Source organism: Agrobacterium sp. 20P9.1.2 (genome assembly GCF_057799395.1).
Window position 1 is genome coordinate 333,245 of sequence record NZ_JBYOKI010000003.1, and the last position, 21,401, is coordinate 354,645.

Annotated in this window: 17 protein-coding genes; 12 read left to right on the plus strand and 5 right to left on the minus strand. The window is 55.8% G+C overall.

All coding sequences use genetic code 11. The features are described 5' to 3' along the window. Nucleotides 1–105 precede the first annotated feature (105 nt). A complete protein-coding gene (locus AC27VJ_RS10930; protein ID WP_488684035.1) occupies nucleotides 106–975 on the plus strand; it encodes a DMT family transporter in 870 nt (289 codons plus the stop codon). Nucleotides 976–1,017: 42 nt separating this feature from the next. Here the strand turns inward: AC27VJ_RS10930 and AC27VJ_RS10935 are convergent, their stop codons facing one another. From AC27VJ_RS10935 to AC27VJ_RS10945, 3 genes are read right to left on the minus strand one after another with little or no spacing between them, the layout of a single operon-like run. Continuing rightward, nucleotides 1,018–4,281, minus strand: a complete 3,264-nt coding sequence (locus tag AC27VJ_RS10935) for an error-prone DNA polymerase (RefSeq protein ID WP_488684036.1) — start codon at nucleotides 4,279–4,281, stop codon at nucleotides 1,018–1,020. Further along, nucleotides 4,278–5,789 carry a Y-family DNA polymerase gene (locus AC27VJ_RS10940; protein ID WP_488684037.1) on the minus strand — a complete coding sequence of 504 codons (1,512 nt, stop codon included), beginning with the start codon at nucleotides 5,787–5,789 and terminating at the stop codon, nucleotides 4,278–4,280. Before AC27VJ_RS10940 ends, AC27VJ_RS10935 begins: the two co-directional genes overlap by 4 nt. Continuing rightward, nucleotides 5,710–6,462, minus strand: a complete 753-nt coding sequence (locus AC27VJ_RS10945; protein ID WP_488684038.1) for an ImuA family protein — start codon at nucleotides 6,460–6,462, stop codon at nucleotides 5,710–5,712. Before AC27VJ_RS10945 ends, AC27VJ_RS10940 begins: the two co-directional genes overlap by 80 nt. Nucleotides 6,463–6,811: 349 nt before the next feature. Between AC27VJ_RS10945 and AC27VJ_RS10950 the strand changes: the two genes are divergently transcribed. The 5 genes from AC27VJ_RS10950 (at nucleotide 6,812) to AC27VJ_RS10970 (ending at nucleotide 9,415) form a co-directional block, all read left to right on the plus strand. Beyond that, nucleotides 6,812–7,567: a DNA polymerase III subunit epsilon gene (locus AC27VJ_RS10950; protein ID WP_488684039.1), complete on the plus strand. Its 756-nt coding sequence runs from the start codon at nucleotides 6,812–6,814 to the stop codon at nucleotides 7,565–7,567. Further along, nucleotides 7,564–7,884, plus strand: coding sequence for a hypothetical protein (locus AC27VJ_RS10955; RefSeq protein WP_488684040.1), 321 nt, complete (start codon nucleotides 7,564–7,566; stop codon nucleotides 7,882–7,884). The genes AC27VJ_RS10950 and AC27VJ_RS10955 overlap by 4 nt, the downstream gene beginning before the upstream one ends. Before the next feature lie 55 nt (nucleotides 7,885–7,939). Continuing rightward, the gene (locus AC27VJ_RS10960; protein ID WP_488684041.1) at nucleotides 7,940–8,353 is read left to right on the plus strand and encodes a DUF1810 domain-containing protein; all 414 of its coding nucleotides are present in this window, start codon (nucleotides 7,940–7,942) and stop codon (nucleotides 8,351–8,353) included. 409 nt (nucleotides 8,354–8,762) lie between these two features. Next, a complete protein-coding gene (locus AC27VJ_RS10965; RefSeq protein WP_488684042.1) occupies nucleotides 8,763–8,966 on the plus strand; it encodes a single stranded DNA-binding domain-containing protein in 204 nt (67 codons plus the stop codon). Further along, nucleotides 8,963–9,415 carry a GNAT family N-acetyltransferase gene (locus AC27VJ_RS10970; RefSeq protein ID WP_488684043.1) on the plus strand — a complete coding sequence of 151 codons (453 nt, stop codon included), beginning with the start codon at nucleotides 8,963–8,965 and terminating at the stop codon, nucleotides 9,413–9,415. Before AC27VJ_RS10965 ends, AC27VJ_RS10970 begins: the two co-directional genes overlap by 4 nt. A 153-nt stretch (nucleotides 9,416–9,568) precedes the next feature. Here AC27VJ_RS10970 and AC27VJ_RS10975 read toward each other — a convergent pair whose 3' ends face one another. After that, nucleotides 9,569–13,114 carry a YobI family P-loop NTPase gene (locus tag AC27VJ_RS10975; protein WP_488684044.1) on the minus strand — a complete coding sequence of 1,182 codons (3,546 nt, stop codon included), beginning with the start codon at nucleotides 13,112–13,114 and terminating at the stop codon, nucleotides 9,569–9,571. A gap of 800 nt (nucleotides 13,115–13,914) precedes the next feature. Here AC27VJ_RS10975 and AC27VJ_RS10980 point away from each other — a divergent pair. Beyond that, nucleotides 13,915–14,613: a competence protein CoiA family protein gene (locus tag AC27VJ_RS10980; RefSeq protein WP_488684045.1), complete on the plus strand. Its 699-nt coding sequence runs from the start codon at nucleotides 13,915–13,917 to the stop codon at nucleotides 14,611–14,613. A 4-nt stretch (nucleotides 14,614–14,617) separates the two neighbouring features. Beyond that, nucleotides 14,618–15,391: a hypothetical protein gene (locus AC27VJ_RS10985; protein WP_488684046.1), complete on the plus strand. Its 774-nt coding sequence runs from the start codon at nucleotides 14,618–14,620 to the stop codon at nucleotides 15,389–15,391. Between the two features lie 321 nt (nucleotides 15,392–15,712). Here AC27VJ_RS10985 and AC27VJ_RS10990 read toward each other — a convergent pair whose 3' ends face one another. Further along, on the minus strand, nucleotides 15,713–16,021 hold the full coding sequence (locus AC27VJ_RS10990) for a hypothetical protein (RefSeq protein ID WP_488684047.1): 309 nt from the start codon (nucleotides 16,019–16,021) through the stop codon (nucleotides 15,713–15,715). A gap of 193 nt (nucleotides 16,022–16,214) precedes the next feature. Between AC27VJ_RS10990 and AC27VJ_RS10995 the strand changes: the two genes are divergently transcribed. From AC27VJ_RS10995 to AC27VJ_RS11010, 4 genes are all read left to right on the plus strand, one after another. After that, complete coding sequence (locus tag AC27VJ_RS10995) at nucleotides 16,215–18,281, plus strand: ATP-dependent helicase (RefSeq protein WP_488684048.1); 2,067 nt, start codon at nucleotides 16,215–16,217, stop codon at nucleotides 18,279–18,281. Nucleotides 18,282–18,290: 9 nt separating this feature from the next. Further along, nucleotides 18,291–18,968 (plus strand): SOS response-associated peptidase, encoded by a 678-nt coding sequence (locus AC27VJ_RS11000; RefSeq protein WP_488684049.1) that lies wholly within the window; start codon nucleotides 18,291–18,293, stop codon nucleotides 18,966–18,968. 80 nt (nucleotides 18,969–19,048) lie between these two features. Continuing rightward, nucleotides 19,049–20,122: a DNA polymerase IV gene (dinB, locus tag AC27VJ_RS11005; protein ID WP_488684050.1), complete on the plus strand. Its 1,074-nt coding sequence runs from the start codon at nucleotides 19,049–19,051 to the stop codon at nucleotides 20,120–20,122. A 478-nt stretch (nucleotides 20,123–20,600) separates the two neighbouring features. Then, nucleotides 20,601–21,326, plus strand: a complete 726-nt coding sequence (locus AC27VJ_RS11010) for a type II toxin-antitoxin system VapC family toxin (protein ID WP_488684051.1) — start codon at nucleotides 20,601–20,603, stop codon at nucleotides 21,324–21,326. Nucleotides 21,327–21,401: the final 75 nt, after the last annotated feature.

Below are 21,401 nucleotides of genomic sequence, written 5' to 3' on the forward strand. Positions count from 1 at the left end.
GCTAATGCTAGTCGAGTATGGTATTTGAGGCTACGTGATCCCCGCCAATTCCTCCCACCGCAAGCGCGGCTGACCTGTCCGTTTCCAATGCTGAGAGATATCACCATGACTGGCAACCAATCGACCGTGAAGGCGGCAGTATGGATGATGCTATCGTTATCGCTGTTATTGTTGATGTCAGTCTCCGGTCGCGTTGTCACTCATGAACTCAACGTTTTCCAAGCGATGGAGATGCGGTCTGTCATCGCGTTTTTCATGCTGTTACCGCTGGTATATTGGGAGGGCGGGCTCACGGCGATGCGGACCAGCATCCCGCTCAGACACATCGGTCGCAATGTCGCGCACTATGTGGGACAATACGCCTGGCTGATGGGACTGACTTTGATACCTTTGGCGCAAGTGATCTCGATCGAATTCACTGCGCCGATCTGGGCCGCCTTTTTGGCAGCCATCTTTCTCAACGAACCGCTGACGTGGCGAAAAGGTATCGTCATCATGTTTGGCTTGGCCGGGGTCGCCGTGCTTGTTCGTCCGGGTGGCGCTCCACTTAATCCAGGTCATCTCATAACGCTTGGAGCCGCTTTCGCTTTCGCGGTATCGTTCGTCTGCACCAAAGCGCTGACGCGGTCTGACGGCGCGACAAAGATCCTGTTTTGGATGCTTGTGATCCAGTCCGCTATCGGTGTCGTTCCGGCACTTCAAGTTTGGACATGGCCGTGTTCTTCGACATGGCCCTGGATATTCCTTCTGGCATTTACGGGGTCGTTCGCTCACTTCTGCATGGCAAAAGCTCTTGCGCACGCAGACGCGACAGTCGTGATGCCTATGGATTATCTACGGGTGCCCGCGTCGGCAATGATAGGATATCTCCTGTATGCGGAAACGATTGATGTCCTTACTGCAGCGGGTGCGGGGCTGATCCTGCTGGGCAACTTGTTCAATCTTCAACGAACGCGGAAATTGATCGTCGCTTGATGTCAGACGATAACGCGGCATTCTATGCCGCGAGGCGGTGAACTACTGGAAGTTCCTAGATTTCACCTTCAACCTGTCGATATGCAAATCCCGCACGAAAATATCCCGCGCCTCAGGCACCGGTTTTTGTCTATCGCGAGAATCCCCACCGCCTGCCGAGCCGTGAGCGAACTCGTCGCCGCGTCCGGATGGTGCTTTAAATATGACATCCATGTCAGCCAGACCCGAGAGGTCCGCAGACAAGTCGAATAGTTGCTGGGCGACCAGATGCACGACCTCCCCTTCCCGCTGGATTCGTCCGTTGATGGCCATCATGATTGATCCGAGTACCACCCGGCGCCGCTTCTCAAAGAGACTCGGCCAGACGACGATGTTCGCAGGACCTGTCTCGTCCTCGATCGTGATGAACATCACGCCTTTCGCGCTTCCCGGCTTTTGCCGCACCAGGACAAGACCTGCGGTGTAGACCCATCGGCCGTCGCGGCCGGACATCGCGTCTTCGCACGTAATCATGCTGCGTTTGGTCAAGCTCTCCCGTAGGAATGCCATTGGATGTTCGCGCAGGGTCAAGCCGACGTGTCCGTAGTCCGCAACAACGTTATGGCCCTCGGTCATCTGCCGGAGCTCGACCTCAGGCTCCGCCTGCTCAGCGATCGATTTCTGCTCGCGGTCCGCAGCCGCTGCAAACAGCGGCAAGGGTTCGTCACGCAGGGCTTTGATCGCCCAAAGCGCATCGCGCCGTTCAAGCTGAAGCGATGGCCGAAAGGCGTCGGCCTCTGCAAGCTCGACAAGGGAAGCAGCAGGAACACCAGACCGACGCCACATATCATCGACCGAACTGAACGGATCGCTCATTCGCGCGGCAACGATCCGAGCCGCGTCCGACGCTGCCAATCCCTTCACCATCCGCATCCCCAGGCTTACGGCATGCCGATCAGTGTTTCCTATCCGCTCCAACGTGCAGTCCCAACGGGATCGATTGATGCAGACAGGCCGGATCTCGACGCCATGGGCGCGGGCATCGCAAACAATCTGCGCAGGGGCATAGAAACCCATGGGCTGGGAATTCAGGAGCGCCGCGCAAAACACATCCGGGAAATGACACTTGATGTAATTCGAGGCATAGGCGATCAGCGCAAACGAAGCAGCATGTGATTCAGGGAAACCGTAGCTTCCAAAACCTTCGAGCTGCGAAAATGTCTTCTCTGCAAATTCGGCGGTATAGCCGTTTCGCACCATGCCGGAGACCAGCTTCTCCTTGAACCTGCTGACACCGCCCGTAAACTTGAAGGTCGCCATCGACTTGCGCAACTGGTCTGCTTCTCCCCCGGTGAACCCTGCGCAGACCATCGCGACCCGCATCGCGCTTTCCTGAAACAGCGGCACGCCAAGCGTTTTGCCCAGCACGGCTTCTAGTTCCGGTGTCGGATATTCGACCTTTTCCTTGCCCTCGCGACGGCGAAGATAGGGATGCACCATATCTCCCTGGATAGGACCGGGGCGCACAATCGCTACCTGGACGACGAGATCATAAAATGTCCGAGGCTTCAGGCGCGGCAACATCGCCATCTGGGCTCTGGATTCAATCTGAAATGTGCCGAGGGTGTCGGCTTTGCGGATCATCGCGTATGTTGCCGGATCCTCCTGGGTGATCTTTGCGAGATCCAGATCATCGTCCTTATGCTCACGGATCAGGTCGAATGCTTTGGACATGCAGGTCAGCATGCCCAGCGCCAGGACGTCGACCTTCATGAACTTGAGCGCCTCCACGTCATCTTTGTCCCATTCGATGATCTGTCGGTCTTCCATGGTGGCAGGCTCGATGGGAACGAGGTCATCGAGGCGGTCGTGGGTCAGCACGAAGCCACCGGGATGCTGACCCAGATGACGGGGTGCGCCCATCAGTTGCTGTGCGAGTTGCAGCGTCAGCTTCAGCCTGCGGTCATCGGGATTGAGGTTCAATTCCCGCACATTGCGATCACTGACGTCTTCCGACCAGGACCACATGCCCGAAGACAATGCCTTGATCACATCCTCAGGCAAGCCAAGCACCTTGCCGACGTCGCGAATGGCACCCTTGGCACGGTAACGGCTGACGGTCGCACACAGTGCCGCCTTCTCGCGGGTATAGGTCTTATAAATCCACTGGATGACCTCTTCGCGCCGTTCGTGCTCGAAATCGACATCGATATCCGGCGGCTCGTCGCGCTCCTGGCTGATGAAACGCTCGAACAAAAGGTCATTCGTTGAGGGATCGATGCTGGTTACACCGAGAATATAACAGACGGCAGAATTGGCAGCCGAGCCACGCCCCTGGCAGAGGATCCCCTGTGAGCGCGCGAACTGAACGATGGAAAATACCGTGAGAAAATACGGTGCATATTTCATGGTCTGGATCAGATCGAGTTCGTGTCGAACGGTCGCCAAAACCTCCGGCGGCATGCCCTCCGGGTATCGGTCCGGTACACATTCCCACACATAGTGTTCGAGAGATTGTTGAGCGTCTTTCCCCGGAACGATTGCCTCTTCAGGATATTGATAGGTCAATTCCTCAAGTGAAAACTTGCAATGATCGACAATCTCCATCGTCCGCCGCAATGCTTCGGGATCGCGCGGAAATAGCCGTTCCATTTCTGCAGGTGGCTTGAGATATCTGTCAGCATGGCGTTCACGCTCGAAACCGACGTCGTCGATAGTCGATTTGGTCCTGATGCAGGTGACGATGTCCTGAAGCTGCCGCCTTCCGGGTTCATGAAACAGCACGTCGTTGGTCACGACGGTTTTGACTTTGTGGCGCGTCGCCATGTTGGAAAGATCGTGTAACCGAAGCTGATCGTTCGGTCTGCGGCGCAGGCACAGGGACACATAGGCTCGATTGCCAAACACCTCCGCCATCTTCCTGAGCTGCAAGGCGCATGTGTCGTCGGCAAGATCAGGTATGAGGATGCCGATCATGCCGTCGGCGTAGGCTATCACATCGTCCCAATGGAGGACGCAGTTGTTCTTGCCGCCTCGCCCCTTGCCAAGCGTGATCAGCCGGGTCAGACGCGAATAGGCGGCGCGGTCCGTCGGATAGACCAGGATCGATATCCCGTCCTGTAGGTCAAGCCGACAGCCAACGACAAGACGCAGGCCCGTTGCGCGAGACGCTTCCAGTGCCCGGATGATGCCAGCCAATGAATTGCGGTCGGTAACCCCGACAGCATCGATGCCGAGGCTTTTCGCCGTCTCGAACAGTTCAGTCGCGCTGCTGGCACCGCGCAGAAATGAGAAATGGGTGGTGACCTGAAGCTCGGCATATCTCATGCGAATATCCCCTGTACGAACCATTTGTGCGACCCGGTTTCGCTATCTACGCCGTCGCCAGCACGGAAAATCCAAAGGCGTTCGCCCGCTTCGTCCTCGATGATGAAGTAGTCTCGGACTGCGGCCCACTCGGATGTTCGCTGCCACCACTCGCCAAAGATCCGCTCCGGGCCATCGGCGCGTTTCACTTTGCGGCGCTTGCCACGCCAAGTGACTGAAACGGGAGGATGGTCGGGCATCAATGCGATGACCTCGACCAGTTCGGGATGAGCGAGCAATCGTACCGGACGCGGCCAGTGATGCGACCATGAGACGACAACATCATCTGCAACAGGTGCAATCCTCTGTACGCTGCGCTCAGGAACATCGGAGGCAACGGGGGCCAGACGATAGACACGCTGTCCACGGTTGCCGAAGATGTCGATGAGCGGAGTGATGTCCGTGATCTCATCTTCGACAAGCGACGACGCCTTCTGTGTTTCCTCAAGCGGCTCCACCATGATGGCCGCAAGGGTAAGCTTTTCGATCCCGAAGCCCGGATCGATCTTCTCGGTCCTGTCGCGAAACAGTTTCGTCAACCAGGAGACATCGCGGGCGGCCTTTGCCGTTCCTGCCCGCAGCGCCTGGGTCGTGTTGTCGACCTTGTGGACGATGAGATCGACGCGGCGAACACCCAGACCCTTTTTCTGGAGTTGGTTGCAGAGTTCGATGACCAGACGACCGACATATTTGTCGATCGTTTCGGCAGCCCCGATCGGCTCCTGGAAGATGCGGCTGACTTCGATCAGGTCGGGCGTGCGGATGGGGTCGATGGGTTCTCCGATACGCCCGAAGATCTGGTCGAGGCGGCGGGCGATTTCCGGGCCGAAGCGCAGTGTCAGTGGTGCTCGCGGCGTCGCAGAAAGCTCACCGATGGTTCGAAAGCCAAGCGTTCTTAGATCGCCAGTCATCTTTTCAGGCAGACGCAGCAGGGAAATCGGCAATCGCTCGACTGCTTTTACGGTTTCGCCGCGCGGCACGATTACGGTTTCCCTGGTGATGGCGCGGGCGCAGGCATGGGCCGCACCCCATGTGTCGGCGATCGCGACACGGGCGGTCAGCCCCCTGCCCCGAAAGCGATTGGCAATCCCGCTCAACATCGCAAGCTCTCCGCCCCGGAGATGGTCGGCACCATCCGTGTCCATGACGATGCCATCTGGGGCGTCGACCGCGACGATCGGGGAATACTGGCTCAGTGCCCAGAAGGTAATGCGCTCAAGTGCGTCGGCGTCCGCCTTCGGATCGGCATCGATCATCAGCAGCCCCTGAAACAAGGCCTGGGCCTTTGCAGCCTGCATCCCGACACGCAGACCTGCTTTTTTCGCTGCAGCATCTGCCGCCGACACCCAGCGTTTCGATCCGGATTTAGCGATCACGGCGATGGCCTGTTCAGCCGGAATGCCGGGATCGGCTCGACGAATGCGATCCGTCGACAGATCCGGAAGGTAGATCGATACGACCCTGGTCATCACACGCTCCAACGATAAATTCGGCACATTCGCCAGCACGCGACCGCATCAGTTCCAGCAACCATCTTGCCCGCCCGACACCCGGCACGGGTAACTCCTGCGACGGCAGCACACTCACCCTCCACCGGGTGGTCGATGCCGTCGGCTGCCCAAAATCATTGGCTTCCGTCTGTCGTCGCCACCTGCGGACAACAAGCGCCAGGCTTCCCTTTTTTTCCGCCGCAAGCTGAAGTCGCCGACTTGCCAGCATCGGCAGTCGCACCACCTCGCCGACGACAGCGCCTAGGCCACCGAAGGACAGCGCCTCTTCCATAGAGGCGAGCACGTCCTCTTCACGATCGCTTTCCACGAAGATCACGCGGTTTGCGTCAAGACCTGCCTGCACGAGCGCTGGAAAAAACAGGTCAGGCCGTGTCAGGCACCAGACGATCTTGCCCTTGGTGCGAGCAGCAACGCCTGCCACGAACAGGGCTGCGGCTGCCCCATCGACGGTTCCGGCGCCACCACCTGCAAATTCATGAAGAGCGCCTCTCGCGAGACCGCCTCCTGGAAGCACCGCGTCGATTGCGCTCACCCCGAACGGCAGACATTCCGCCTGCTTCGCCACCACCCCTTCCAGCGAGGCAATACGATCACGCAGATCGGCTATGACATGCTCGCGCGCAGCAGCCATCGTTCACGCAATCCTTCCGGTTCGTGTCGTTTATGGGAACGGCTTCATGCCGTTTTCAATGTTGAAGTTCACGTTCTGTTCCTGCGCCCGACAGGAGTCAAGAGGCGCTAAATTAGGAATGCAGTCCTCTATTTTTAGCAACTCGAGAGATTCGCAAATTGAATCAGTGAGTAAGATTTGGAACGGTGTTTCGTACCACGCACAAAATAAATTTTAGGGGAGCATGATCAATCCCTCAGCTTCGGTTGTCGATGTGTGCAAGCTGTGCTGATCGCAGGCATCATTTCAGGAACAATCCTACGCCGATCGCGCTTACCAATGCTGAAGTTTAAAGGAAGGTAGCACCGAAGTGATCGAAGCCAGGGTACGCGTCGTCGATCTCGAAACAGGAGGCAATGGCCCGAACGACGTTTGCGAGATCGGCTGGCAGGATGTCGTGATCGACGAGTCCGGAAAGTGGGAGGTTACTGACGAGCGCGGGGCGCTGTTCGTCAATCCTGGCCGTCCGATTTCACCCGACACGATGGCAATTCATCATATCCTGGATGCCCAAGTCGCGTATGCTCCGTTCTGGAAGGAAATAGCAACAACCGTTCTCCGTCCACCCGGCCATATCGACGCCTTGGCAGCTCATCGAGCCGCTTTCGAGCAACGATATTGCACGCCACGATTTACAGGCGGAACGCCTTGGATCTGCACATGGAAGTGCGCGTTGCGTGTCTGGCCAGAGCTTCCGCGGTTTTCCAACCAGATGCTGCGTTATCAACGAATGCCCAACGGACTGGTGCATGAAATCGGCCTCCCCGCGCATCGGGCGATGCCTGACGCCTACGTTACGGCTCATCATCTCCGCGACATGTTGAACCAAGAATCACTTGAGGATTGCCTGGCATGGAGCAGCGAACCAGGCCTTTTGCCACGCGTACCTGGCGGACCAGATCGAGGAAAACCGTGGGATCGCATCAGCCTCGAAACCCTCAACGCGTTTATCGCAGATCGGGATGTGGACGTGCGCTTCAGCGCGCTGACGCAACTGGCCCGCCGGAATGAGGACAAACCATCTCAGGATGCGCAACCAGCGCAAGGGACGCTTGGATTCGAATGAGCAAGACATATCCGGACACGCCCGATGGTCGATACTTCGTCGTAAAAGGCAGGCTGTGGCGTCGCAGCAATCCAGCGATCGATGAGCCCACCCGTACGGCACTGGTCAAGGATTTGATGGCTGCACGCCGGACAGTCCGCGATGCATCGGCAGGCTCACCAGCGATGATCGAAGCTCGAGAGAAAGTGGATGCGGCCAAGGTTGGGCTTGGTGAACGCGGCCCCGTCTGGTGGGATGACGGGGCACCGGATTTCAACCGCTATCTGGCTAGGAACACTCCATACGCCGCGTGGTTTGCACAGTTGGAAATGGAATGAGATGTGATGGCACCTAGAAGACAAAAATCTAACCCGCGGAGCGAAGGACACAGGGATGGAATTTGATCTGGCGCGGTTCATCAATGCGCAACAAGATACGTACGCAACGGCCTTACAGGAGTTGAGTGACGGACAGAAGAGGTCTCACTGGATGTGGTTCATCTTTCCGCAAATTCACGGACTTGGTCGATCGGAAACTGCCCGCTTTTACGCGATCTCTGGACGTTCTGAAGCCGAATCCTACCTGAAACATCCTGTTTTGGGCGCCCGTTTGGAGGAGTGCACGCGCGCCGTGCTCAGTCATCCGAGCCTCAGTGCACGTGAAATTCTTGGCTCTCCCGATGACCTCAAGTTTCATTCCAGCATGACGTTGTTTGGCATCATCGCCCAGAGTGGTTCGTCGTTCGAGACAGCACTCAAGGTGTTCTACGCAGGAAGAGCCGATCGAGCTACGCTTGCTGCTTTGTAAAAGCCTTGCCCATAGTCGCTCGTTGACCCGAAAGTGTCTCCTCGCGCATTGACAAAAGCGCGATATGTCGCTCCGAAAATTTAACTTTGACGGGCCGGATTGCGCCAAAAGACGACATGTTCATGAGCATCGAAGAAGGTTATTTTGATCCTCGTTTCTGGCGTTCGGGAACTTTTCTCTTTCCGAAAATCGGATACTTGCGCCGCCCAGTAATTTACATTGGCCTGCAGTTATGCATAGATCACGAACATGAGCACGCAGCGTAACATCGCCGTCAATACTAATGGCCCCTTTGGGGTCGTGGACGGCGTGTGCGCATTTTAGCGTAGCTCACTGATCACCACAGCCCTGCCGGTTTCGGAAGGGCTTCAGGTTTTGGCTTTTCCTCCCGGCTTTTCCGGAGAAAGTCATGTCTGATATTTTATCGTTAAGCCATCCAGCCATTGCCTACCTGTCCCATTGCATTGGGCATCGCGTGACAATTCACGGATTTTTCGACGCCATTCGCGACCAAAAGCGGATGCGCTTTATCGTTCTGCGCGACAAGACAGGAGAGGTTCAACTCGCTCAAAGCAAAGAAGGTTCAGCGCTGACAGAGGCGGAATTCGGATGATGGGCGACCGTGATGCTGTTGTGATTAGGCAGATTGTAGAGCTGCCCGACCAGCTTGATCAATTGCTGCTAGAGGCGGAGGCAGAAGGCTTCGAGATGATTTCTGTGCTCCAAGACGAATGGCGCAGCGGGGCCAATCGCTTTGAGCGCCCAGGGGAAATTCTAGCTCTTGCCACAATCGATGGTGAGGTCGCCGGTATTGGCGGCACGACACAGGATTTCATGGATAGCGGTTGGCTGCGTATGAGGCGGTTCTACGTTCGGCCAGCCTATCGAAGGCTAGGGGTTGGCAGACAGATCGCGTTGTTTGTTCTTGAACATGCGAAAGCTTTCGATCGCCCGATCGTACTTTATGCCGCAGGCCCAGAGGCGGAAGCATTCTGGCCAACGATTGGATTTATCCCAATTGAGCGCGATAACACGACCCATATCTTTCGTGGCAAGCAATGACGGATTAGGGCCAACTCCTGCCTGGCAGCGTTGTGCCAGAAGCGGACACTCCCTTCTTAGTTGCGCTGTCAGATGCAGGCCGCGTGCTGTCGGTGTGCTATCGGGCGAGGATACTGGGAGCGCTTGTGCTGATTCACAACACTCACGGTTGCTCTACTGCATCTTTCGAAATGTGTTCAGCCGAATCTCGTCACCACGAAAAGTTAGTGTCGATGAAGAGATGAGTCGTCTTGCTGTCAGCCATGAGACAAGTTCCTCGTTGAGTGGATGGCGCTCAAGTTTGGGCGATTTTCCGAAGATAGAAATGTCGCTATAAGGTTTTGGCAGTTGCTGGATAATGGTACGCACCTCCTGCGGGGTCATCGACCGGTGCAACTTGTTGAGCAACGATACCTGAAGGGAAGCTGGGCGTGAGTTTACGATGACTGCGTGGATAAAGGTATAGTCAGGGTCTGCAACAACTTCAGTCGATTGGTTTAACACAGGGCCTATGGCCGCAGCCAGTGATGGATTGCCCGGAACAATGTCAGGCGCGACGTCCGCGACAATCGCAAACTTGCACGACAGAGCCAGGTCGGATCTCAATAGCTGAACGCGAATATCGTCGGTGATGGGCAGTTTTTCACGAACCGTGCGATAGGATTCGAAGTTGAACTTGATGAACAACGCCCTGAGATGATCCTCTTCAAGTTGCTCAAACGCCACCCTTGAGAAGGCCACTTTTTTCTCTTCGATCAATATCCTTGTCTTCGTTTGGCCTACATCTGGAAAGTTCGCGACAGGCGATGGAAGCTTGCGTACGTATGATCGATAGACGTCGTCTGGGAGCACATCGTTCTCGATAACAAAACTGCGCAAAACCGACGCTGGCTTCTCGTTGGGCAGCATTCGCCGAGACAATGAGCGACAAACTTTATCTTCCTGCAAATAACCGGTCAGGATTTCGGGAACGAATACGCTACCCGAGATGAACGCAAGGCAGTTTTCCCAGGTATTTTCGATTTTATGCTCTTGCAACAGCGCTTGATGAAACTCGGGCGGGACGCCCGCGAACGAAGGAAAGACGGCCGTCTGCATGGAAAGAAACTCGGACCGTAATTCGAGACCTATGTCGTCGTTTGACAACACTGCTTTTATCGCCTGCAAATCTTCATTCGTGTTGCTGTTCAATTTCAATAAAACAACCTGCACGTATTTTTCAAAATTTGACTCGACGAGTGCTAAAAGAGGTTGGTAGCCGGACTCGCGCAGTGCCGAGTAGTGTTTCCTTTCGAGGTCGCTAAGCTTTGGATACTGAACCACGTGTTCCATTACATGCCGAATATTTGCAATCGACAGTCTATACAAACCCTCTGATGCGACATAGGCAAGGAAGTCAGAGTGCCCGCCGAGACTTGAAACATCCTCGGTCTGTAAGCGTAACGATTTGAGGATGGTGTAATCGAATCTCACAGGTTCGCCGAGGATTCGATCCATCGCTTTTGAAGCAAATCGTGATAACGCAAAGCCGACGGGTTTTTGTGGATCGATATCGGCTGGGGCGTGAGCAATAATCCTTGCTGCGTGCTCGACCGCAAGGCCCCCCTTTAATGCAGCTACGACGAAACGCGGCGAGAGCTTAAACAGCGTGGTGATCAGCTTGTCCACGTGCTTGCCCTGAGCGTAGTAACTCCGAAAGAACATTTCGCAGTCATCTACGTGTGTGGCCATGAACTCGGATGCGCTAACTAACTGAGTTGAAAAGTCTGTCTCATTCTCAAGTAGATAGTCCACGATGAAGCGGTTCAGCACATAAGAGCGGCCGAAGTCCTCTTCCCGCATTGATTCGATTACTTCCGCTACGCTATCGAGTTGGAAATCAGGATCGGGATTATTAAAGCTCCGGATCTTGATCAGGAATTTGTTGTCATTGCGCGAGATTCGCCCGCTGTGGAAGAGTGACGTGTAATGGTAATAGGTGTCGTCCAAATGGCCTTCGAGAATAAGAAATCTGAGTAGATCCCTATGCTCGCTAACTTCTTCAAAAGCTTCCTCTATCGACATCGAGCTCTCCGCAACGATGTCATTGAATCTGCGGGTTCGCACTGAAGCAAGTTGGTTCTTGAGGCTCAGAGCCTCAACATTTCTGCGCTCTCTGTACTCGACTGAGTTATGTTCGACGTAGGCTTTGCGCTCAGCAAATGAACGACGGGGATCAACAGCAGCCTCCACCCCCCGGAGTTCGATGGCGGAACTATTGCCCCTATACGGATTCGTAACCCTGACCGACTGCTCTGCGAGGATTTTCTCAAACTCTGGGTGTCCCGCAAGTTCATTGAATGCAATCTGCCCGTATGTGGTATCCAGATGCGAGAACTGAGGTTGCATTCTTTTCAGCACTTCAAAAGCATAGATACTACGCAGCTCAGCTACGTCATTTAGCAATTGAGAGTCAACCGCGGCCAGATCGAGTTGAACAGCCTCAAGTTCCGCCCGGATTTTTTCTTCGGCGCTTTCAACGAGCTGGTCATACCGGCGCAGTACTTTCGAGAGTGCGCCCTCTTGGCGATGTAATGCGGCGAAGTCTTTCGGAATGACATTCTTGTAGATCAATACTGCAAGCAGTTTGACAGGGTCGAGGGCTTTGTCCGTTTCCACTCTTAGATTGGATGAATATATGACGTATTCATTAAAAATGTTCGCGATCAGTCTTAGATCGTCTAAGAAGCGGGAGACGTCACGAATGAAACGCTTCACCAGTGGTCGGTCGAGATCAAGATTGATGCGCTTGGCATGCTGTAGGACTTTATCGATAGAGTTTGAGTGATTGATCACCGGAATGACTGGGATGATAAATTCGAAGAATTTCGTTCTGTCCGTGTTGACGAAAATGTCGTCACGCAAGGCATAAAGGAAGCGAATCTTCCGGTGAATCCCAGCGTTTTCGTTTACGAGTGCGTTTATCTCCCGCAACGTGACGAAGATGTCGGGATTGTCGAACCGATCCAGGTCTTCAATCACGACAAGATCGTATTCCGTGGCCTGAAAGAAGTAGATTATCTCATCGAGATGCTTGTTGAGGATGGAGTCCTCGCTTGTCGCGTTGGGAGCAATCTGTATGTCCTTGAGCGATATGCTTTTGAGAGAAAGGTTGAAGCTTTTTAGGTATAATCTGAAGATCGCGCCCCAAACGAAAGCGCAACAAATAATCAACGCGATGATATTGAACCAATCGTATCCAACGGTGGAGTTGAAGTATTTTCCGGAAAGGATGTCGGCCTGATTTGAAAAAATATACCAGAGGCACGACACTCCCAAAAAAACAGTCAGAGACCAAAAAGCGGCGACTAGCGCCCTCGGAATCTCGATCCTTTTGAACCGTGAAAGCGGCAACTTGTCAGCGCCCGCGCCATATAGGATCTGTTGTAGTATGCTCCTCTCGATCTCCTGCTTTGTAACCCTGATGCCCTTGACCTCTCCTTCCGGCAAAAACGCTGCCAACGACAGTTCCAACGAAGGCCGCGGGTACTTCAACAGAAACGACTTGATGACGCTGCTTTTGCCGGATCCGTACGGTCCGGTGAGAGCGATGTTGAGCACCTCGCTGCTGTTGGTAGCGAACCGCAGGGCATCTTGGTAGATTCCGGTCTCGTCGGCGTCGCTCGTTGGAGCAAGGTCGACAAACTTTGCGCGCGGCGACGCCTGCTCGGATCCGCCCACTAGAAATTTCCATATATTCTTGAGAGGGCTCATCGCAGTTTTCCGAGTTTTCCTAATGCAGAATCATCGATACCATTCGCGTAGGGGGAGTTCTGAACTGGGAAATTTCTACAGAGGGTACAACTTCTGGCAATATCTGAGGACGGTCCGACTTCAGCTATCCCGCGTTTTTTTCAGCATGGCATCTTGGCCCCTCCTTATTTTACCTCGTAGCCGAGCCGAAAGCTCCACACGGCGCAAACAACGCAGTGTAGTTGACGCCTACAGCATTGAACTAAAAGATTTGCTTCTAGGCGGTGTTCACCGCCAGGACCTCGGCATCGCCACTGTCAACGAAGGGAACGTTGGGAGGGCGGGCGTCAGCTCCTAAGCTTAAGATCCGCACCTCTCTGCTACTTGCACGGGACTTCGAATGCTTTGATTTCGAAAGCTGCCGGATGACAACATCCACGTATTTCGATACCTCATGATCTGCTCCTGAAATGAAGGGCCTATGTCTTTTTGACCTTTGCAGGCAGATGAAAATCGGTTCTGGAATGACCGCTTAGGGCCTAGAGGTGTCTGCCGCTCAGCGCCAACCCCAGACAGTCGCTTTTGGCGGTGCCCGTCCGATACAGGGCCGTTTGCAGATTGCCGGGGGGGGGGGCGACGAAAGGCAGATAGCTGCTTGCGACCAAACCCGCCTTTCACCAGAAACACCGCGGAAGTCCCAATGCGACAGAAGCAGTCATTTGCGTGACAAGGTGAAGCTGATATTCTGAAGGTCAGGCATTACAGCGACAGGCGCGGGGGATTATTGCGTGATCTATGCTTGGATTGATGGCGTAAAGCGGCAACCGATCGCCAAGGGCGAGCGCACCGTCTGCAAGGATTGTGGCGGGCTCCTCACCTCCGTCATGCCCGCGCAGAACGTCAAGCACTGGCGGCACAAGGTGGGCGATTGCGACCGCTGGGGCGAAGGCGAAGGCCCCTGGCATCTGGGCTGGAAAGAGCAGTTCGACATGGGATGCCGCGAAATTGGCCTTTATGACGCCGCCGCCGGTGAGTGGCACCGCGCCGATGTGCTGTGCGGTGCCGGCACGCCGATCGCGACCGTGCTGGAGCTGCAACACTCCAGCATCAGCGAGCAGGAGCGCATGGAGCGCGAGGCCTTCTACCGCCAGAAGCATCGCATGTTCTGGCTTGTTCACCTGCACGACGAGCATAGCTTTACCGGCACCAGCTTCCGCCTGTCGCTGGGCCTCGGCGCGCGCACGGCGACCGTGGACGGCCAAATTTTTGAGATCGTGCACTTCGCGTCGCGCAGCAGCCAGTTCATCGAAAAATGGAAGCGATCGAGCGCGCACGTCTTTTTCGATTGTCAGGGCCACGTCTTCTACCTCGCCAACGAGAGCGTGGCAGCTCGAGCCAATGGCGGTCTTCCGCTGAAGAAAGGCTATTTTGCCTATTCTCGGTTATCGCGGGAAGACTTCATCCGTGCCGTGCACGGGGCGGGCTGACACCATGACCGACCCGAACGGCGGCCTGATGGCAGAAATGGACAAAGGCCTCGACAGCTATATGGCTGCGGCCGACGAAACCGCGGCTGAGCTGCTGCAAGGAGACGACGGCCTGGTAGCCGCGCTCCGGCGCTATGACGATTATCTGCGCCGCGGCCTCTGGGCGCATGTGACACGATCGTCTGCCATCGGCTTCATCCTGCAAATGAACGCCTACATGGTGTTTCTTGCCGGCGTCCGGATGGCCTTGAGCGGCCATGCGGCCGCAGTCTTTCCCCTCCTCCGCACCGCCTTGGAATCCGCTTGCTACGGACTGCTGATCGAGCGCAATCCCGTCCTCGCCGACGTATGGACACACCGCCATCGCAGCGAGGCCGACAAGAAGGCATGCCGCAAAGCCTTCACCTTCGATCAGGGCATCGTCCACCTGAAGGATATGGCACCCGATGTCTATGACCTCGCTAAGCTCGCCTATGAAGGCGCAATTGACTTCGGCGCGCATCCGAATTTGAAGGGCGTCGCCAGCCACCTCTCGATCGACGAGAACCGTCCGGACGGCATGACCGCCGTTACCCTCACCAGCCTGTATGGATCGGCGGACGTCGAAACAGTGCGCGGCCTTTGTGCCTGCCTCGATTTCGGGTTTGCGATTATCGGCATGATCGCCCTCGCTACGCCCGATCCCGGCGAGGATCGGGTAAAGCGCCTGATCGAGGAGCTGCAAGCGCTCGTTGACCTGAAGAACGATGCCGTTGCGCCCTATCAGCGCCCCGAATAGCTATCCGCACGCCGCACGTTTCCGCTGGCCTGTCAGGGTGGCACCACTGATTTGCCCAACATTCGGAATTGGTTGGTTAAGTGACCGGCAGGTTGTGTGCCGGAAGCCGTCATACAGTTGGGTCCTGAAGAATGGCCGCTTTGTCCCAAACACTGCCGGTCCCACTTCAACCGGAGCGATGACTGCTTTCAGGAAGTCGGCGGCAAAACCTGTATGACCTAGATGAAGGCGCGAAGCGGCTGCTTCGTCCGGCCATCAATGACCGCTTTGGGACGGTGCTTTCTTCCACTCCGCGCCACCAGCGGACATAAGAAAAGTACGCTAGGCCATTCTGATCGCTGAAAACTTTGTAATTGCGCTTGGTGCCATGGCACCGTTACGGTTGTCGGACGGGATGTCTGCGGACACTTCGATCTCACCTTCGAGAGAGGCATCGCCGCGCACCGCACCACTTTTCGAGACATCGCCACCAGATGCAACTGACCCTGAGGTGTTCTCCGCGGTGGCTGACTGAATAAAGATGTCCGGACGCGAAATGCCGTGCTGCTGGACGAGGTGCTCCACCGCTAGATTGGCGGCAGAGCGTGTATCAAATGTCGCTCGGATTGTGTTGGTGCTGTCGTCAGCCACTATTTCCACCTCCCAATTGCTCATTTTCACAGACCTCAACGCCTTGGCTCATGGTAAGTTCGAACCAACGGCTCTCAGGGTGAATGATTGTTTAGAGATATGAACAATGACCTTCCAAATTATCCAGCGACAATATATGTTCCGCATTTGTTCATAACGCTTCCCTTCCACTTTCTGCATCAAGCGAGCTCCTATGGCAGTTGCCTACCTCGAAAAACTGAACGAGCAGCAGCGCAAGGCCGTCGAGCATGGCGTTGGGCTGGCTGAGGGCAACACGGCAGGGCCTCTGTTGATCATTGCTGGTGCAGGCTCCGGCAAGACGAACACGCTCGCACACCGGGTGGCACATCTCATCGTCAATGGTGCGGACCCGCGCCGCATTCTCCTGATGACCTTTTCGCGCAGAGCCGCCTCGGAAATGGCCCGCCGCGTCGAGCGCATCTGCCGCAATGTGCTGGGTGCCAATGCCGGTGTCCTGACAGACGCCCTTGTCTGGTCCGGTACATTCCACGGTATCGGTGCGAGACTGCTGCGGATGTATGCCGAGCAGATCGGTCTCAACCTGGACTTCACAATCCACGACCGGGAAGACAGCGCTGATCTGATGAACCTCGTGCGGCACGAACTCGGATTTTCCAAAACAGAAAGCCGCTTTCCGACCAAGGGCACCTGTCTTGCGATCTATTCACGCGCAGTCAACTCGGAGACGCCGCTGAACGAGATCCTGCGCCAGCATTATCCATGGGTCGCCACATGGGAAGAACAATTTAAGGAATTGTTCGGAGCTTATGTCGAGGCCAAGCAGGCGCAGAACGTGCTCGATTACGATGACCTTCTGCTCTACTGGGCGCAGATGGTCAGCGATCCCGATCTCGCCGACGATATCGGCAATCGCTTCGACCATGTCATGGTCGACGAGTATCAAGATACCAACAAACTCCAGTCGTCTGTCCTGATGGCGCTCAAGCCCGGCGGGCGTGGCCTGACCGTCGTCGGCGACGATGCCCAGTCGATCTATTCGTTCCGGGCAGCGACCGTTCGCAACATTCTCGACTTTCCAACATCTTTCAGCCCTGCCGCCGATGTCATCACACTCGATCGCAATTACCGCTCGACCCAGCCCATTCTGGCGGCAGCCAATGGCGTGATCGAATTGGCGCGCGAGCGTTTCACCAAAAACCTGTGGACCGAACGGGAGTCGCTCGAGCGACCCAAACTCGTGACCGTCAAGGACGAGACCGAACAGGCCAATTTCATTGTCGAGCAAGTTCTGTCCAATCGTGAGACTGGCATGACGCTGAAACAACAGGCGGTCTTGTTCCGGACGTCCAGTCACAGCGGTACGCTCGAAGTCGAACTCACCCGTCGCAATATCCCCTTCGTCAAGTTCGGTGGCCTGAAGTTTCTCGACAGCGCCCACGTGAAGGACATGCTGGCCGTGCTGCGCTTCGCCCAGAACCCGCGTGACCGGGTTGCGGGTTTCCGTCTTCTCCAAATGTTGCCGGGCATCGGTCCCAAAAAAGCTGGCACCATTCTCGACACCATCGCCTCCGACCCCGAACCGCTCCTAGCACTCGCGGAAATTCCACCACCACCGAAGACAGGCGAAGACTGGACATCATTCGTTCAATTGCTGGGAGGGCTTCGCAAAACGCAGGAAGGCTGGCCGTCGGATATCGCGCAGGCCCGTCTCTGGTACGAACCCCATCTCGACCGCATCCATGAAGACGCCGATACTCGCAAGGCCGATCTCCTGCAGCTCGAGCAGATAGCCAGCGGCTATCCCTCGCGCGAACGTTTCCTGACCGAGCTGACGCTCGACCCGCCGGATGCCACCAGCGATCAGGCGGGCGTACCATTGCTCGACGAAGACTATCTGATCCTGTCGACCATCCACTCGGCCAAGGGACAGGAATGGCGTTCCGTCTTCATGCTCAACGTTGTCGATGGCTGCATACCGTCGGACCTGGGGACAGGAACGACGCAGGAGATCGAGGAGGAACGGCGTCTGCTCTATGTCGGCATGACGCGGGCCAAGGACAGCCTGTCGCTGATCACGCCGCAACGATTTTTCACACATGGTCAGAACTCGCAGGGCGACCGGCACGTTTATGCATCTCGGTCCAGGTTCATCCCCGCGACATTGCTGCAATATTTCGAAGCGATGGCTTGGCCGAAAGTCTCGGCCGCTGCATCTGAACGCAGTGCCCAGCAGATCCGCATCGATGTCGGCGCACGCATGCGCGGCATGTGGAAATAGGAGTGAGGGATGTGTAACCTCTACAACGTAACAACAACGCGTGACGCTGTCCTGCAGTTCACCAAGGCATTCCGCGATCTGGCCGGGTGGAACGAGGCAAGCTTCGACGTCTACCCCGGCTACCAGGCTCCCATTGTCCGCGTCGCGGAAGACGGTCAAAGAGAGATCGTCCGGGCAACATGGGGCATGCCTTCACCTCCGGCCTACGTGAAGAACTACGATCCCGGCGTCACCAATATCCGCAACGTCGGCTCTCCACATTGGCGGCGGTGGCTCGGACCGACCAGTCGGTGCGTCGTTCCCTTCACGTCCTTTGCGGAACCGGATCCTGCAAGCAAGGTCGGCGGCGGACGCGTCCCGAATGCCTGGTTTGCCAAGGATGAGACCAAACCCTTGATGTTCTTCGCAGGCTTTTGGACGCCTTGGAAAGGCATTCGCAAAGTCAGAGACGGAGAGCAGGAATTTGAACTGTTTGGCTTCCTGACAACGTCGCCCAACGAGATTGTCTCACCCATCCACGAAAAGGCCATGCCAGCTATCCTGACGACGCCGGAAGAAGTCGATACGTGGCTGACGGCACCTTGGGACGAGGCGCGTCACCTTCAGAGACCCCTGCCCGGCAACATGCTGGTCATCGTGCCTCCGGATACAAAACCCGACCTGCCGGAAGAAGGGCTGTTGCTGTGAAGAGATCACGTTGCATCGACCCGGCTCGGGAGCAAATCGACTTCTCTGGGAAGCACAAGGTCGATCGGTAAGGCCCTGACATGCACCCCGTTCGCAAGATCATTCACGTGGATATGGATGCCTTCTACGCCTCCGTCGAACAACGTGACAATCCGGAGCTCCGTGGCAAGCCGCTGGCGGTCGGTGGATCTGCTGCCCGCGGTGTCGTGGCAGCCGCGAGTTACGAGGCAAGAGCCTTCGGCGTCTATTCAGCCATGCCATCAGTCACCGCCAAACGAAAATGCCCTGACCTGATTTTCGTGCCCCCTCGCTTCGAGGTCTATCGTCAGGTTTCCCAGCAAATCCGCGAAGTCTTTGCGCAGTACACACCTGTCATCGAACCGCTTTCACTCGATGAAGCCTATCTCGACGTCACCGAGAACCTGAAAGGCATGGGGATCGCTACTGACATCGCTTTGGAAATCCGCGCGAAGATTAAGGAGGTCACTGGCCTCAATGCTTCTGCTGGCATCTCATATAACAAGTTCCTGGCGAAGATGGCGAGCGACCTGAACAAACCCAACGGCCAGGCGGTGATCACTCCGAAGAACGGACCAGGCTTTGTCGAGGCCCTGCCCGTGAAGAAATTCCACGGGGTTGGCCCTGCAACGGCCGAGCGGATGAAACGGCATGGCATTGAGACGGGCCTGGATCTGAAATCGAAACCACTTTCCTTCCTGCAACAACATTTCGGCAAATCAGGCCCATACTTCTACGGCATCGCCCGCGGCATCGATGAGCGGCAGGTCAAGGCCAACCGCATCCGAAAATCCGTCGGCGCCGAAGATACGTTTGTCGAGGACATCGACCCGCTCGATCTTGCTCAAGCCGAGCTGCGCCCTTTGGCCGAAAAGGTCTGGCGGTACTGCGAAGCGCACGACATCACCGGAAAAACGGTGACTGTCAAAATCAAATATTCGGATTTTACCCAGGCGACACGGAGCAAGACACTGTCCTCATGTGTCTCAAGCGCCGAGATGCTCATCGATGCCGCTGAAATTTTGCTGGCGTCTGTCTTTCCATTCAGAAGGCCAATCCGGCTTGTCGGTGTCACGCTGTCGTCACTCAGCAACGAGGACGTTGGACAAACCCCACAGCTAGAACTTGGCTTGTGATCGCCGGGCCGAGGCGCAGACTGCTTGAAAGAGGTTTCCTACCCCACCGCTTCTAGTTTGAAAGCGCGTCGTCTGGTTGAGGGCAGAGGTTCACCACAAAAATCACCACTTTCGCAGAAGACATTTCGCAGGGCTTGAGAGTAGGACGCCTCCCTGATGCGAGATAAAAGTTGAACGAAACGACGTCGTTACCAGAGAGCTGCTCAGCGTAGAGCCAGATGCGTCTTTGATCGTCGGATCGGCGTACTGTTACACCCCACCTATCACCTTCGAATTCCACCGTGCAGAAACCCGTAGGGAGACGCGCTAGACATCGCTGGAACTCTAGCAAGTCGTCGTGGGAAGAGACACTACAACTCTTCGTCGTCATCTAGGGTACCTGGGAGTTTAGCCCAGTCCTTTACAGGCATCTTCCCCGTGCGGCTAAACGTCAGAACGAAGTGACCGTCGACATCCTCTATGATCTGCGGACCGTCTTTTGACGCGTCGAACAGCTCTTTCGGGTCACTTTCCGCTTGCTGCCGAGTCCACGCCTTATTCATACGAGTTGGTACCTTCAAAGTCCCATGAGACCAAATATTTTGACGCCGGTTCAATTGTACTGTTTTCTGCCGACAACGGCAAATCGATCTTTGGAAAGACGATGCTAAAACAGGATGCTAAATCCAATAGGCGGATGCTGCTTCTGGACACGACGATCCTCAGCGCTCGTGCAAGGAAGCGTCCACCTGAAGGCCTAAGAGATTGGCTGGCGGAAGCCTCCGAAGTCGCCCACCTGTGCATATGCTTTCCAGTTCTAATGGAGATAAAGCGCGGTCTTTATCTTTCAAGAGACGAGGACACAAAAGCTCGTGTCCTACGGGCGATTGAGGATATTGAACAATCGAATTTCTTCTATTTGGGATTGGGGCGTGAAACAGAGGACATACTTGCGCAGATGATGGCTAGTCCGGCGCTGAAAAAATTCTGGTTTCCAAACCCAATTCAAAGACGCCAACGGGTCAGCCACGACCTAATGATTTCAGCGGTCGCAATAACCTACAGTACGCCTATCCTAACAACCGACAGCGATTTCGCCGAGATCCACCGCCACTTTCGACTACCGGGTGTCTATAACCCCCTCACCGACGAATGGGCGGTGGATCCACAGGAGCCGATAACTCTGCCCAAGATAAACTCACCATCTACAGGACCTGTTTTCTAGTCTTACCACTGAGTGCCGCCTCTGATTTCACGCGCGCCGATAATGACGAGACCCATACTTCCAGTTCCGCTCCTC

Coding starts and splice junctions, on each gene's coding strand:
- AC27VJ_RS10940 (WP_488684037.1), bottom strand. CDS start 5,789: ATGACCAGGGTCGTATCGATCTACCTTCCGGATCTGTCGACGGATCGC.
- AC27VJ_RS10995 (WP_488684048.1), top strand. CDS start 16,215: ATGGCAGTTGCCTACCTCGAAAAACTGAACGAGCAGCAGCGCAAGGCC.
- AC27VJ_RS10930 (WP_488684035.1), top strand. CDS start 106: ATGACTGGCAACCAATCGACCGTGAAGGCGGCAGTATGGATGATGCTA.
- AC27VJ_RS10945 (WP_488684038.1), bottom strand. CDS start 6,462: ATGGCTGCTGCGCGCGAGCATGTCATAGCCGATCTGCGTGATCGTATT.
- AC27VJ_RS10985 (WP_488684046.1), top strand. CDS start 14,618: ATGACCGACCCGAACGGCGGCCTGATGGCAGAAATGGACAAAGGCCTC.
- AC27VJ_RS10935 (WP_488684036.1), bottom strand. CDS start 4,281: ATGAGATATGCCGAGCTTCAGGTCACCACCCATTTCTCATTTCTGCGC.
- AC27VJ_RS11000 (WP_488684049.1), top strand. CDS start 18,291: ATGTGTAACCTCTACAACGTAACAACAACGCGTGACGCTGTCCTGCAG.
- dinB (WP_488684050.1), top strand. CDS start 19,049: ATGCACCCCGTTCGCAAGATCATTCACGTGGATATGGATGCCTTCTAC.
- AC27VJ_RS10965 (WP_488684042.1), top strand. CDS start 8,763: ATGTCTGATATTTTATCGTTAAGCCATCCAGCCATTGCCTACCTGTCC.
- AC27VJ_RS10970 (WP_488684043.1), top strand. CDS start 8,963: ATGATGGGCGACCGTGATGCTGTTGTGATTAGGCAGATTGTAGAGCTG.
- AC27VJ_RS10955 (WP_488684040.1), top strand. CDS start 7,564: ATGAGCAAGACATATCCGGACACGCCCGATGGTCGATACTTCGTCGTA.
- AC27VJ_RS10960 (WP_488684041.1), top strand. CDS start 7,940: ATGGAATTTGATCTGGCGCGGTTCATCAATGCGCAACAAGATACGTAC.